This window comes from Novosphingobium sp. FW305-C-30-35 (assembly GCF_058783135.1).
In genome coordinates this window covers 359,821-372,381 of the sequence record NZ_JBYSYJ010000001.1, presented here as the reverse complement: position 1 = coordinate 372,381, position 12,561 = coordinate 359,821, and the positions used below count along the sequence as shown (strand labels likewise).

Sequence of the window (12,561 nt, the reverse complement as noted above, 5' to 3'; positions counted from 1 at the left end):
CGTGACCGGGCCGATAGACCCGATGCTTCGCTGAAAAAACAAAAAACCATCAAAAATTTCGGCCCGGCTGCAGCTTGGCTGCGCCGGGCCGTCTCTCCCTCTCGGGTGCTTGATCGGCATGCAAGATGGATCAGGCAATTGACGGCCTGCTACTTGACATAAAAGGTGGTGTCAAGCGGCTAACCGCGCAATAAACTTGCTGCATAGTCGAAGTCAATGGAATTTTCGTACGTCAAGCGTGGCCAACTGCCGGGATTCTGGTTCTTCAGCCAGGTATACTGCCGCTTGGCGTAGTTCCTCGTCGCCTGCTGCCCTGCGGAAACTGCCTGATCTTGAGACATTTCACCGCGCAGGAATGCGGCGATCTCCGGCACGCCGATTGCTCGCATGACCGGACACGATTCGGGCAGGCCCCGGGCCAGCAGCGCTTCGACCTCGTTGAGTGCACCGCCCTGCCACATCAGTTCGAAGCGCAGATCGCAGCGGCGATAAAGCCACTGCCGCTCGGGCAGGAGAATGATCGGCGCGAGGTCCACCCCGTTGCCGATCCCGCCAACACGCTGCTGCTGCCAATGTGCGAGGGAATACCCGGTCGAACGCACCACCTCAAGCGCGCGGGTCACGCGTTGCACATCGGCAGGACCAAGCAGTGCAGCGCGCGCCGGGTCTTCCTCGCGCAAAGCGGCATATGCGACCTCAACCGGCAGAGCTCGCACCTCCGCACGAACAGTAGGGTCGATGTCCGGAACCGGTGCGATGCCGTGGAGCAGCGTGTTTATGTACATGCCCGTCCCGCCGACGAGGATCGGCATCGCACCGCGTTCGTGGGCTGAAGCGATCTCAACCTTGGCGGCTGTTGCCCAGTCTGCCGCCGAGCAGGGCTGCGCACCATCCCACGCGCCGAACAGGACATGCGGCACGCCCTGCATTTCCTCCTCCGACGGCCTTGCACTCAACACGCGCAGATCTGCATAGACCTGCGCGCTGTCGGCATTGATAACCACCGCCTCCCGGCCTTGCTCTCGCAGCCTGAGGGCGAGCTTCACAGCGAGATCGCTCTTGCCGCTTGCCGTCGGCCCTGCGATTAGCGCCACGCGTGGCCCGTCAGCCGCGTCGTGCCCCGTGCTTTCAGAAAAGGATTCCCCGTTGATCATCGCGCGCCTGATAGCAGACCCTGAGACGCTTGGTGACAATCTCTCGCTTGCGATGGAAATGATCGAGGCGCGCGATTGGGAAGTGGCGGGTGCCGGGATGCTCGACTTCTGTGACGACGTGCTCGAACTCGAAGTCGTCGAAGGCAATCCCGCAGGCATCCGCAAGATCCTGGACCAGTGCTTCCCCGATAGCGACCTGCTGCTCTCCAACGGCCTGATCGAAGTGCCAAGCCTGTTCGTTTCCGACATGGATTCGACCATGATCGAGCAGGAATGCATCGACGAACTGGCGGATTTCGCCGGACTCAAGGACCGTATCGCGGCAATCACGGAACGCGCGATGCAGGGAGAGCTCGATTTCGAATCCGCCCTGCGCGAACGCGTCGGCTTGCTCAAGGACCTGCCTGAGACCGCAATCGCGCAGTGCCTCGAGGAGCGCATTCGCCCGATGCCGGGTGCTCGGACGCTCGTTTCGACGCTTAAGGCTCGTGGCTGCCATACCGTACTGGTCACGGGCGGCTTTCATTCCTTCGCCGATCCGGTGGCGGAACTGCTCGGGTTCGATCGCGTGGTCGGCAACCGCCTCGGCCTGCACGAAGGCATGCTGACTGGCGGGCTCGTTGGTGGAATCGTGGATAGTTCGGTGAAGAAGAAGGTCCTGCTCGAAGAGTCAGAGCGCCTTGGCAGCGAAGTGTTCAGCCTTGCGACCGGCGATGGCGCCAATGACATTCCGATGATCGAAGCTGCAAGCTACGGCATCGCCTATCGCGCCAAGCCCAAGGCCCGCTCTGCCGCCGACGGCTGGGTCGACCGCGGTGATCTGACCTCGATCCTGTCGCTCTTCGGCATTGCCCGTCAGGACTGGGTCTTCGACTGATCAGGCAAAGGCGGGCGTGCTGCGTCGTCTGTACGCCAGCACGCGAACCAGCAGCGCCATCAGGGCGAGCGTCGTCATCGTCAGGCCGATGGCGCGCGTCTCCGGCATTGGAATGCGCTTGGCGTAAGCCAGCGTGAAGATCAGCCAGATCACGTGGATGCCCGTTGTGTGCAGGCGTTTCCAGTTCCGGCCGAGTGCGCGCATCGCAGCGCTTCTTGAGGTCAACGCCATGGCGAGAATGAACAGGTAGGCCAGGCTTCCCGGGACAAGCGATGCCAACGTGCGCGGTTCCGGATCGAGGCTGACTGCGACGACCAGCGCCACGAGGTGGACGGTGTGGCTTGCCGCAAAGCCAAGGCCCCACCACCTGCGATCACGAACCAGCGCACGGCTCCACGGGGCGGGGGAAAGGCGAAAGAGCGAGGAGGCGAGGTAGGTCAGGAGGAAAATCGGAAAGCCCACTCGTGCAGTCCAACGTGCGGCGAGGTGCCAACTCTCATGTTGCGTCGTGCCGGCGGCCAGACCCGCAGCCAAGGCGAGCAACGAAAGCGCCAGCCCCAGCGCCATTGGCCACTTCCGTGCCATGTTCCGTTCTCCCCCTACGTTTTTGCTAGTCTGCACTGCACCGTCGGCGCTGGCAAGCAGTGCTCCGGGCACGGCGATTGACGATCTATTTACAGTGCTGTTAGTATTCCGGCGGCAAGAAAACCGGGAGAATCGACGTGAACGCCATGACCGGCGCGTTGAGTGCTGACCTGCCAATCTACGATGAGCGTCGTCCGGAGATGCGGATGCAGCCGCTCAAGGCATGGCACCATTTCCAGAACCTCTTGAAGGACAAGGAAAACACCGAGGAGGTGTTCCACATCTTCGAGGCGCTGCCGTGGCGGAACCTGCGGGGGCGGGCCGAGGCTTTTCTGCGTAGCGAGCGCGGTCAGGCCCTTCGTTTGACCGAGCCCTATCTCCCAGCGATTCTCGATGATCACGCCGCGCTCCGGCAGACGCCTGCGGGTTCTCTGGCCCACGCTTACTGCGACTTCATGGAGAGCGAGGGCCTGACCGCGCAGGGATTGGTCGACGAGTTCGATCGCTTCGCCGCCAAGCGAGAACGCTTCGAGGACCAGTTCCTGTGGTACCTCAACCGCATGCGCGACGTGCACGACATGCTTCACGTGCTGACCGGTTACGGGCGCGATGCACTTGGCGAAGCCTGCGTCCTTGCGTTCACCTACAGCCAGCAGCCGAGCCCGGCACATCTGTTCATCGGCTACATGGCCGGCATGAACATCAATCGCCAGACCAAGCGCAGCGCGCCGGTCCTGCGCGCAGTCCGCGAAGGCCAGCGACTTGGCAAGGCATGCCCGCGGCTGTGCGAACAATCAATCAAGGAACTGCTGCCGCTGCCCATCGAAGAGGTGCGTGCCCGCCTTAACATCACTCCTGCCGTGCACTACAAGGAAGCGCACGGCATCTGGCGCGGCATGGGAATCGATCCCTATGACCTGCTCGGGAAAAATGCGGCTAAGAAGCTCGCCGCCTGACGGTCAGAGGGCTGCGATCAATGCCCGCGCTGCGGCCGGGTTGCGCTGCTTCGCGCCCGCGATGAACAGGATGTAGGCGTCCCTGCCGTTCCGTGCCCAGTCGCGGCCGCGCTTCGCCCACTTGCCGATCGCCGCGGGTTCGTAGCCGGTCTCGCAAGCTTCATTCGACTGCTGCAGCCGCGCGTACGAGAAATTCGCCGTCTGCTCGTCGATCTGCGGAAACTCGGCGTTGTCGGAGAATGCAACGGCAAAATTGCGATCGCGGCAGAGGTCAAGGAAAGCTGGATCGCAGAACGATACGTCGCGTACCTCGAGCACGTGTTGCAGCGCCACGCCGTCCTGGCGATCCGGGATCAGGTCAAGAAAGCGCGCAAAGTCCTCGCGTTCAAACCGCTTCCCTTCGCGGAACTGCCACAGGATTGGGCCCAGCCGGTCGCCGAGTGCAGTGAACCCTTGATCAAGGAACTTGCCGACGATCTCCTTGCTGTCCGCCAGCACCTTGCGCCGCATGGTATATTGCAGCGCCTTCAGGCTAAAACGGAAGCCTTCCGGAGTGGCCGCTGCCCAGCGCGCAAAGCTCTCGGGCTTTTGCCGCCGGTAGTAGGTCGCGTTTATCTCGATGCAGTTCAGCCTTGACGCGGCGTATTCAAGTTCTCGCCGGTGCGGGAGGCCCACCGGATAGAAAGCTCCCCCGCGCCAAGGTTCGTAGGTCCACCCGCCGATACCGACGCGGATGGACCCGTGCGTCACGCTTCCATCCAGTCCCGGAAGAAGGCTTCGTTGGCCTCGCGCAGCCTTGCCAGTTCGACGCCCGCTACCTGCGTTCCGCCGACCGTGCCAAGCCTGGTTGCACCTTGGAGAACTTCGCCAGCCTTGGTCGTGACGACATAACGTGACTGATCCTCGCCGAATGCCGAAGCCGTGGTCAGCGCCACGTCGAGCGAGCAGCCCTTGTCACCGGCCAGCGCCATTTCGGTCAGCGCTACGAGCAGGCCGCCGTCCGAGATGTCGTGGACAGCGGTGAGCTTGCCGGCCGCGATCCATTCGCGCACCTGTTCGCCGTTCTTGCGCTCGACAGCAAGGTCTACCGCAGGCGCATCGCCATCTTCGCGGCCATGCACTTCACGCAGGTAAAGCGACTGGCCGAGATGCGAGCCTTCATTGCCCACCAGCCAGATAACGTCGCCTTCGTTCTTGAACGCGACGGTGGTCATCACGTCGTGATCAAGCATCAGGCCGACGCCACCGATGGCAGGCGTGGGCAGAATGGCCGAACCACCGCCGGTGGCCTTCGATTCGTTGTAGAGCGAGACGTTGCCCGAGACGATCGGGTAATCCAGCGCGCGGCAAGCATCGCCCATGCCGTTCAGCGCCTGGACGATCTGCGCCATGATTTCGGGGCGCTGCGGATTGGCGAAGTTGAGGCAGTTGGTGATTGCCAGCGGACGCGCGCCAACCGCGCAGATGTTGCGCCACGTTTCGGCCACGGCCTGCTTGCCGCCTTCATAGGGATCGGCATAGCAATAGCGCGGCGTGCAGTCGGTGCTGATCGCCAGCGCCTTCTTCGAGCCGTGGATGCGCACCACGGCAGCATCGCCGCCCGACTTCTGCAACGTGTCGGCACCAACCTGCGAATCGTATTGCTCGAAGATCCAGCGGCGATTGGCGAGATCGGGGCAGCCGATCAGCTTGACCAGATCGGCGCCAAGGTCCGCGCTCTCCGGCACAGAACCGAGCGGCGCCACGTTAGCCCACGCCTTGTAGTCTGCCAGCGATAGGGCAGGGCGGTCATAGAGCGGGGCGTCTTCGGCGAGCGGACCCAGCGGAATGTCGCAGACCGTCTCGCCCTTGAACTTCAGCACCATGTGGCCAGTGTCGGTCACTTCGCCGATCACGGCAAAGTCCAGCTCCCACTTGCGGAAGATCGCCTCGGCCATGGCTTCCTTGCCGGGCTTGAGTACCATGAGCATGCGCTCCTGGCTTTCCGAGAGCATCATTTCGTAAGGCGTCATGCCCTCTTCGCGGCAGGGCACCTTGTCCATGTCGAGAATGATGCCAGCCTTGCCGTTGGTCGCCATTTCGACAGAGGACGACGTCAGGCCCGCCGCGCCCATGTCCTGGATCGCGACGATCGCATCGGTCGCCATGAGTTCGAGGCAGGCTTCGATCAGCAGCTTCTCGGTGAAGGGATCGCCCACCTGTACGGTCGGGCGCTTCTCGTCGGACTTCTCGTCGAAGTCGGCAGACGCCATGGTCGCACCGTGGATGCCGTCACGGCCGGTCTTGGAGCCGACATAGACGATCGGATTGCCGAGGCCCGTGGCCGCCGAATAGAAGATCTTGTCGGTATCGGCCACGCCCACGGTCATCGCGTTGACGAGGATGTTGCCGTCATAGGCCTTGTGGAAGTTGGTCTCGCCACCGACCGTCGGCACGCCAACGCAGTTGCCATAGCCGCCGATGCCCGCGACGACGCCCTGCACAAGGTGCTTCATCTTCGGGTGATCAGGACGGCCAAAGCGCAGCGCGTTCATGTTCGCCACCGGGCGCGCGCCCATGGTGAAGACGTCGCGCAGGATGCCGCCAACCCCAGTTGCCGCGCCCTGATAGGGTTCGATGTAGGAGGGGTGGTTGTGGCTCTCCATCTTGAAGATGGCGGCCTGCCCGTCACCGATGTCGATCACGCCCGCGTTCTCGCCGGGGCCGCAGATCACCCAGGGCGCCGACGTCGGTAGCTTCTTGAGGTGGATGCGGCTCGACTTGTAGGAGCAGTGCTCCGACCACATCACCGAGAAGATCCCGAGCTCGACAAGGTTCGGCTCGCGTCCGAGCGCGTTCAGGACGCGCTGGTACTCTTCCTCGGACAGCCCATGGGCGGCGACGACATCTGGCGTGATTTCGGACATGGCGCGCGCCTTAGCGATGTGGGCGCGTGTAGGCTAGTCCTGTCAGGCGAATTTGAGCGCGATCCATGTTGCTGCCGTAGCGGCCACTGTCGTCGCGAACGTCCCCCAGATCACGTCGATCACGGTCACGTGCACCGGCCAGCGCGCCAGCACGGCCTGGCTGGTCAGATCGTAGGTCATGTAGCACATCGCGCCGAGGATCGCAGCGTTCAGCGCCGTCGCTCCCAGGCCCTGCGACAGGCCTGGCCGGACGGCGAACCACATCATTCCGCCAAGGTAGAGCAGGTAGAACACGATCGCCGGCCCCGCGCGGAATTGCGGCGCCAGCAGATCACCCAGCGCGGGGCGATAGAGCTTTGACCCGGCCCACCCCAGCCACACGGCGTCCATTGCGCCAAACACCACGGCGGCAGCGACATAGGCGATCACGTATTGCATGGAGTGCAGGTCCCCGGCTTGTTGCGGATCGAAGCTTGACCGCGCCCCATGGCCCCGTCAATGCTGCCCCAATGGGAACCGCACCTGATATCGCACCAAGCATCGCTGGCCTCAGCTTTGAAGAGGCTCTGAAGGAACTCGAGACAGTCGTGCGGCGGCTGGAAAGCGGCGATGCTCCGCTTGATGAATCGATCGATCTTTATGCCCGCGGCGATGCACTGCGCGCGCACTGCCAGGCGCGGCTCGATGCGGCGCAGGCGCGGATCGAAGCGATCGTGGCCGATCGTGATGGCAAGCCGCAGGGCCTGCGCCCGTTTGACGAAACCCAGGGCTGATCGGAGCTTCCGTCATGGCCGAAACCGGTCTGCTCAAGCCTGCGCTCAAGGCTATCGCCGAAGACATCGACAAGAGCTTCGACCTGCTCCTGCCCGTGCCCGGCGATCCCCGCGACCGGCTTGTCGAAGCCATGCGCTATGCCACGATCGGTGGCGGCAAGCGCGTCCGTCCGCTGCTGGTCTGCGCCACCGCTGCACTGTTCGGCGTTTCTCGCGAAGCCGCGGTCCGGGTCGGCACCGCAATCGAGGCAATCCACGTCTATTCGCTGATCCATGACGATCTGCCGTGCATGGACAATGACGCCCTGCGGCACGGCAAGCCCACCGTGCATCTCGCTTTCGACGATGCTGCGGCGGTCCTTGCTGGCGACGCGCTTCACGATTTCGCGTTCGAAGTCCTGTCCGATCCTGCAACCAGTGGCGATCCGTTCACCCGCATCGAACTGATCCGCACGCTTGCCACGGCCAGCGGCATGAATGGCATGTGCGGCGGGCAGATGATGGACATCGTTGCCGAAACCTCGAGCTTCGACCTGCCCACCGTAACGCGGCTGCAGCAGCTCAAGACGGGTGCGCTGCTTTCCGCCTCGGTTGAGATGGGCGCAATTCTCGGCAAGGTTCCGCCTGAAGGCCGTACGCACTTGCGCGGCTATGCTCGCGACATCGGCCTTGCGTTCCAGATTGCCGACGATCTGCTCGACGCCGAAGGCGACGAAGCCGCGGCGGGCAAGGCCCTGCGCAAGGATGAAGCGCAGGGCAAGGAGACGTTCCTCTCGCTGCTGGGCGCAGAGAGGGCACGCGAACAGGCGCGCATTCTGGTAGAACAAGCGATCGAGTTTCTGGCGAGCTATGGCCCTGAAGCCGATCTCCTGCGCGAACTGGCGCGCTTTATTGTCGAGAGGAATCACTGATGGCGCAGCGCATCGGCGTCTATCCGGGCACGTTCGATCCGATCACGCTCGGCCACCTCGATATCATCCGGCGTGGAGCCAAGCTGGTCGACAAGCTGATCATCGGCGTCACCACCAATCCCTCGAAGAACCCGATGTTCACGCCGGAAGAACGCATGGCCATGGTCAGCCGTGAAGTGGCGGACCAGGGAATCGACAATGTCGAGGTCGTGGGCTTCAATGCGCTGCTGATGAAGTTCGCCCGCGCCCAAGGCGCTTCGGTGATCGTGCGCGGGCTGCGCGCCGTTGCGGACTTCGAGTACGAATACCAGATGGCCGGCATGAACCAGCAGCTCGACGCCGAGATTGAGACCGTGTTCCTCATGGCCGACGTCAGCCTTCAGCCCATCGCATCGAAGCTAGTGAAGGAAATTGCGCTTTTCGGGGGCGAGATAGCCGATTTCGTCACGCCAATGGTCCGTGATGAAGTGGTCGCCAGGGTCGAGAAGCTTGGTCGTCTGGGCGACTACTGAAACAGAACGGCAATCGTTCATTGCAGCGACAGCGCGAGAAGCCTATCGGCGCTGCAGGTTATCGGAGTTCGACTGTTCCATGGTTTCGCGCTTTCTCACCGCACTTGCGCTTGGCGCTGCCCTGATTGCCTCGCCTGCCATGGCGAAGGACGAGGCTCCGGCACCAGCGCTCAAGCCGCTCACCTATACGGTCAATGCCGATCAGTCCGTGGATCGCGAGAATATCCTCTACCTCGATCTTTCGAACGGTGGCCGTGTGGCCATTCGCCTGATGCCGGAGTGGGCGCCCAACCACGTTGAGCGGATCAAGACTCTTGTCCGCCAGGGTTTCTACAACGGCATCATCTTTCACCGCGTGATCGACGGCTTCATGGCCCAGACTGGCGACCCAACGGGAACTGGGCAGGGCGGTTCGCCGCTGCCTGACCTCAAGGCCGAGTTCAACGCCATTCCGCACGTGCGCGGATCGGTTTCGATGGCGCGCACGAACGAACCTGACACGGCCAACAGCCAGTTCTTCATCGTCTTCTATCCGCGCTTTGCCCTCGATCACAAGTACACCAACTTCGGCCGTGTGATCGCCGGCATGGACTTTGTGGACGCGATCGTGCGCGGTGAACCGCCGCAGAACCCCACCAAGATCGTGCAGGCCTCGATTGCGGCTGACAACAAGGCGGCCCCGGCGCCGGTCGCGCCAGCGGCACCGGCTGCCATAACGGCGGACATGCTCAGCAATTCTACGTCAAACTAAGGGGTCTCGAATCCTTGCCCAATTGCGGCTAGGGCGCGCCCATGCGCGTAGATCTCTTCGACTTCGAATTGCCTCAGGAAAATATTGCCCTGCGTCCCGCCCGGCCGCGTGATTCGGCGCGCCTACTTGGCGTTGGCATGGACGGGCCGTTCCGTGACCTCACAGTGCTTGATCTGCCCTCGCTGTTGAATCCCGGCGATGTTTTGGTGTTCAACGACACGCGCGTCATCCCCGCCCAGTTGGAAGGCCAACGTCCAAATTTGAATGGTGAGGGGGCACGCATCGGCGCCACGCTCCACAAGCGGATCGACCTGCGCCGCTGGCAGGCCTTCGTTCGCAACGGCAAACGCCTGCGGGAGGGAGACGAGATCAGGTTCGGCACTGGCGTGTCTGCCTTTGTAGAAAGCCGCTTTCCCGATGGCAGCTGGACGCTGTTCTTTCCCGGCGAAGAGCCCGTCGAGGTCCTGCTGGAACGGGCAGGGCAAATGCCGCTGCCGCCCTATATTGCCGGCAAGCGCCCCACCGACGAGCGAGACCGCGAAGACTACCAGACGATGTTTGCGGCCAAGGATGGCGCCGTCGCCGCCCCCACCGCCGCGCTGCACTTCACGCCGCGCCTCATGGAAGCGATTGCCGAGCGCGGCATCCGCACTGAAACGCTCACCCTGCATGTTGGCGCGGGCACGTTCCTGCCGGTCAAGGCCGACGACACCAAGGACCACCAGATGCACGCCGAGTGGGGCACGATCGACTCCGCCACTGCAGACCGTCTCAACGCCGCCCGCGCGGACGGCAACCGCGTTATCGCCGTCGGCACCACCTCGCTCCGCCTGCTTGAGAGCGCGGCGGGCGAAGACAGGGTCATTCGCCCGTTCGAAGGCGATACCGCGATCTTCATCACGCCGGGCTACAGCTTCCGCGCAATCGACGGGCTGATGACCAACTTCCACCTGCCCAAGTCCACATTGTTCATGCTCGTTTCGGCGCTGATGGGGCTCGACCGGATGCAGGCGGCCTATGCCCATGCCATTGCCAGCGGCTACCGCTTCTACTCCTACGGCGATTCCAGCCTGCTCCTGCCATAAAGCGCAGTTTCGGCCGACGGTGTGCCGACTAGCCTGCCCCCCAACAGATATGGGAGAAGGGCATGATACCGGCACACGTTCCGGCAGACCGGGTGGTGGATTTCGACATCTTCAATCCGCCAGGGGTGGAGAGCGATTACTTCGCCGCGTGGAAGACGCTGCTTGATGGCCCCGGTCTTGTGTGGACTACGGTCAATGGCGGTCATTGGATCGCAGCGCGCGGTGACGTTGTGCGCCAACTGTGGGGAGATGCAGAAAGGCTCTCCAATCAGTGCCTTGCCGTGACTCCGGGCCTTGGCGAAGTCATGCAGTTCATTCCGCTGCAGGAGGACGGAGCAGCGCACAAAGCGTATCGCACGCCCGTGATGAAGGGCCTTGCCTCCCGTTTTGTCGTCGCCTTGGAACCCAAGGTGCGTGAAGTCGCGCGCGAACTGATCGAGGGGCTGCGCCCGCGTGGCAAGTGCGATTTCGTCAGCGACTTCGCCGAAATCCTGCCGCTCAACATCTTCCTCACCCTGATCGACGTACCGCTCGAAGACCGTCCTCGACTTCGCCAGCTCGGTGTCCAACTCACGCGCCCTGACGGTTCGATGACGGTCGAACAACTCCGGCAGGCGGCTGACGATTACTTGTGGCCCTTTATTGAAAGGCGCATGGCGCAGCCCGGCGACGACCTCTTCAGCCGCATCCTGTCGGAACCGGTCGACGGCAGGCCGTGGACGGTGGACGAGGCGCGGCGGATGTGCCGCAATCTTCTGTTCGGTGGACTCGATACGGTTGCTGCGATGATCGGGATGGTCGCGCTCCACTTGGCGAGGCACCCCGAGCACCAGAAGTGGATGCGCCGCAACCCGCGAGAGTTGCCCGCAGTTGCCGATGAGTTGATGCGTCGCTACCCGACAGTTGCCGTGAGTCGCAATGCAGTTGGCGATATCCAAATCGACGGCGTCACGATCCGTGCCGGTGACCTTGTCTACTTGCCCAGCGTACTCCATAACCTTGATCCGAGAAGCTTTTCTGCGCCGGAAGAGGTGCGTTTCGACCGCGGCCTGACCCCGATCCGGCACACCACGATGGGCGTGGGCGCCCACCGCTGCGTCGGCGCAGGCCTTGCGCGCATGGAAGTGATTGTTTTTCTTGAGGAGTGGCTTGCTGGCATGCCCGCGGTTCGCCTTGATCCGGAGCGTCCCGTCACCATGAAGGGCGGCAACGTCGGTGCCTGCACTTCGCTGCCATTGGTCTGGAATCCCTAGGAAAACCAGCCCCATACCAGTCGCACGGTCAGCCCGATGCTCACCACCACGAGCAGCGGGCGGATCACCTTGGCGCCGAACTTGGTGGCATAGTGCGAGCCGATCCACGCGCCGGTCATGGCGCCGACGCCCATGCAAGCCCCGAGAATCCACATCGCCTGGCCACCGATGCTGAACACGATCACACTGGCTATGTTGCTGGTGACGTTGAGAAATTTCGTCAGGCCAGTGGCACGGGTAAGCCCCATGCCCCGCAAGCCAACCAGCGTTGTTGCAAAGCACTGTCCGGCGCCCGGCCCGAAAAAGCCATCGTAAAACGCAACCCCGCCCCCTACCGGCATGTAGCCGCGCTCGGACAGGCGACCCTTGCGGTCTTCGTCGGTCATGCCCGGCGACAGGACAGTGTAGAGCGCCACAGCAATCAGCAGCACTGGCACGACGAGTTTGAGGACGTCCGCGCTAAGGTGCTGAATTGCCAGCGATCCTGCCATTGCGCCGACAAAAACGATGGCGGCTGTCGCGGCGTTCTTGCGGAAACTGAACAGACCTGCCTTGTGATAGCGCCACGTGGCCATCGATGTGCCGCACATTGACTGGATCTTGTTGGTCCCCAGCACCACATGCGGGGGCAGGGGGGTGGACAGCAGCACCGGCATCATCACCAGCCCGCCGCCGCCCGCCACGGCGTCGATGAACCCCGAAAGCACGGCAACGCAGGTCAACGCCGGGTAGAACCACAGATCGAGATGGGCGGGTTCTATCAGGAGCAGGTCTGGCATTTGCGCGCTTTGGCGATTG

14 protein-coding genes are annotated in these 12,561 nt (G+C 63.0%); 8 read left to right on the top strand and 6 right to left on the bottom strand.

Going from position 1 to position 12,561, the window contains the following annotated elements; all coding sequences use genetic code 11:
* Positions 1 to 179: 179 nt before the first annotated feature.
* The gene (gene miaA, locus AC3WLM_RS02040) at positions 180 to 1,154 is read right to left on the bottom strand and encodes a tRNA (adenosine(37)-N6)-dimethylallyltransferase MiaA (RefSeq protein ID WP_492476451.1); all 975 of its coding nucleotides are present in this window, start codon (positions 1,152 to 1,154) and stop codon (positions 180 to 182) included.
* On the opposite strand from miaA, the gene serB reads away from it, so the two are divergent.
* The gene (gene serB / locus AC3WLM_RS02035) at positions 1,147 to 2,031 is read left to right on the top strand and encodes a phosphoserine phosphatase SerB (protein ID WP_492476450.1); all 885 of its coding nucleotides are present in this window, start codon (positions 1,147 to 1,149) and stop codon (positions 2,029 to 2,031) included. The two genes, miaA and serB, sit on opposite strands and share 8 nt — an antisense overlap.
* Here the strand turns inward: serB and AC3WLM_RS02030 are convergent, their stop codons facing one another.
* A complete protein-coding gene (locus AC3WLM_RS02030) occupies positions 2,032 to 2,616 on the bottom strand; it encodes a hypothetical protein (protein ID WP_492476449.1) in 585 nt (194 codons plus the stop codon).
* Positions 2,617 to 2,762: 146 nt separating this feature from the next.
* Here AC3WLM_RS02030 and AC3WLM_RS02025 point away from each other — a divergent pair, with 146 nt between their 5' ends.
* Positions 2,763 to 3,572 (top strand): Coq4 family protein, encoded by an 810-nt coding sequence (locus AC3WLM_RS02025; RefSeq protein WP_492478079.1) that lies wholly within the window; start codon positions 2,763 to 2,765, stop codon positions 3,570 to 3,572.
* Positions 3,573 to 3,575: 3 nt separating this feature from the next.
* On the opposite strand, the gene AC3WLM_RS02020 is transcribed toward AC3WLM_RS02025, so the two are convergent.
* Genes AC3WLM_RS02020 through AC3WLM_RS02010 form a run of 3 tightly spaced genes read right to left on the bottom strand, consistent with a single transcriptional unit; the run spans position 3,576 to position 6,916 of the window.
* Positions 3,576 to 4,322 (bottom strand): DUF72 domain-containing protein, encoded by a 747-nt coding sequence (locus AC3WLM_RS02020; RefSeq protein WP_492476448.1) that lies wholly within the window; start codon positions 4,320 to 4,322, stop codon positions 3,576 to 3,578.
* Positions 4,319 to 6,478, bottom strand: a complete 2,160-nt coding sequence (gene purL / locus AC3WLM_RS02015; RefSeq protein WP_039331286.1) for a phosphoribosylformylglycinamidine synthase subunit PurL — start codon at positions 6,476 to 6,478, stop codon at positions 4,319 to 4,321. The genes AC3WLM_RS02020 and purL overlap by 4 nt, the downstream gene beginning before the upstream one ends.
* A gap of 42 nt (positions 6,479 to 6,520) precedes the next feature.
* Positions 6,521 to 6,916 (bottom strand): DUF2177 family protein, encoded by a 396-nt coding sequence (locus tag AC3WLM_RS02010; RefSeq protein WP_492476447.1) that lies wholly within the window; start codon positions 6,914 to 6,916, stop codon positions 6,521 to 6,523.
* A gap of 71 nt (positions 6,917 to 6,987) precedes the next feature.
* On the opposite strand from AC3WLM_RS02010, the gene AC3WLM_RS02005 reads away from it, so the two are divergent.
* From AC3WLM_RS02005 to AC3WLM_RS01980, 6 genes are all read left to right on the top strand, one after another.
* Complete coding sequence (locus AC3WLM_RS02005) at positions 6,988 to 7,251, top strand: exodeoxyribonuclease VII small subunit (protein WP_039331283.1); 264 nt, start codon at positions 6,988 to 6,990, stop codon at positions 7,249 to 7,251.
* Between the two features lie 14 nt (positions 7,252 to 7,265).
* Positions 7,266 to 8,162 (top strand): polyprenyl synthetase family protein, encoded by an 897-nt coding sequence (locus AC3WLM_RS02000; RefSeq protein WP_193828108.1) that lies wholly within the window; start codon positions 7,266 to 7,268, stop codon positions 8,160 to 8,162.
* Complete coding sequence (gene coaD / locus AC3WLM_RS01995) at positions 8,162 to 8,674, top strand: pantetheine-phosphate adenylyltransferase (protein ID WP_039331280.1); 513 nt, start codon at positions 8,162 to 8,164, stop codon at positions 8,672 to 8,674. The genes AC3WLM_RS02000 and coaD overlap by 1 nt, the downstream gene beginning before the upstream one ends.
* Positions 8,675 to 8,753: 79 nt before the next feature.
* The gene (locus tag AC3WLM_RS01990; RefSeq protein ID WP_492476446.1) at positions 8,754 to 9,425 is read left to right on the top strand and encodes a peptidylprolyl isomerase; all 672 of its coding nucleotides are present in this window, start codon (positions 8,754 to 8,756) and stop codon (positions 9,423 to 9,425) included.
* Between the two features lie 41 nt (positions 9,426 to 9,466).
* Complete coding sequence (gene queA / locus AC3WLM_RS01985; RefSeq protein ID WP_492476445.1) at positions 9,467 to 10,510, top strand: tRNA preQ1(34) S-adenosylmethionine ribosyltransferase-isomerase QueA; 1,044 nt, start codon at positions 9,467 to 9,469, stop codon at positions 10,508 to 10,510.
* Between the two features lie 62 nt (positions 10,511 to 10,572).
* Positions 10,573 to 11,763 carry a cytochrome P450 gene (locus AC3WLM_RS01980; protein ID WP_492476444.1) on the top strand — a complete coding sequence of 397 codons (1,191 nt, stop codon included), beginning with the start codon at positions 10,573 to 10,575 and terminating at the stop codon, positions 11,761 to 11,763.
* Here AC3WLM_RS01980 and AC3WLM_RS01975 read toward each other — a convergent pair.
* Positions 11,760 to 12,542, bottom strand: a complete 783-nt coding sequence (locus AC3WLM_RS01975; protein WP_492476443.1) for a TSUP family transporter — start codon at positions 12,540 to 12,542, stop codon at positions 11,760 to 11,762. The two genes, AC3WLM_RS01980 and AC3WLM_RS01975, sit on opposite strands and share 4 nt — an antisense overlap.
* Between the last annotated feature and the right edge of the window lie 19 nt (positions 12,543 to 12,561).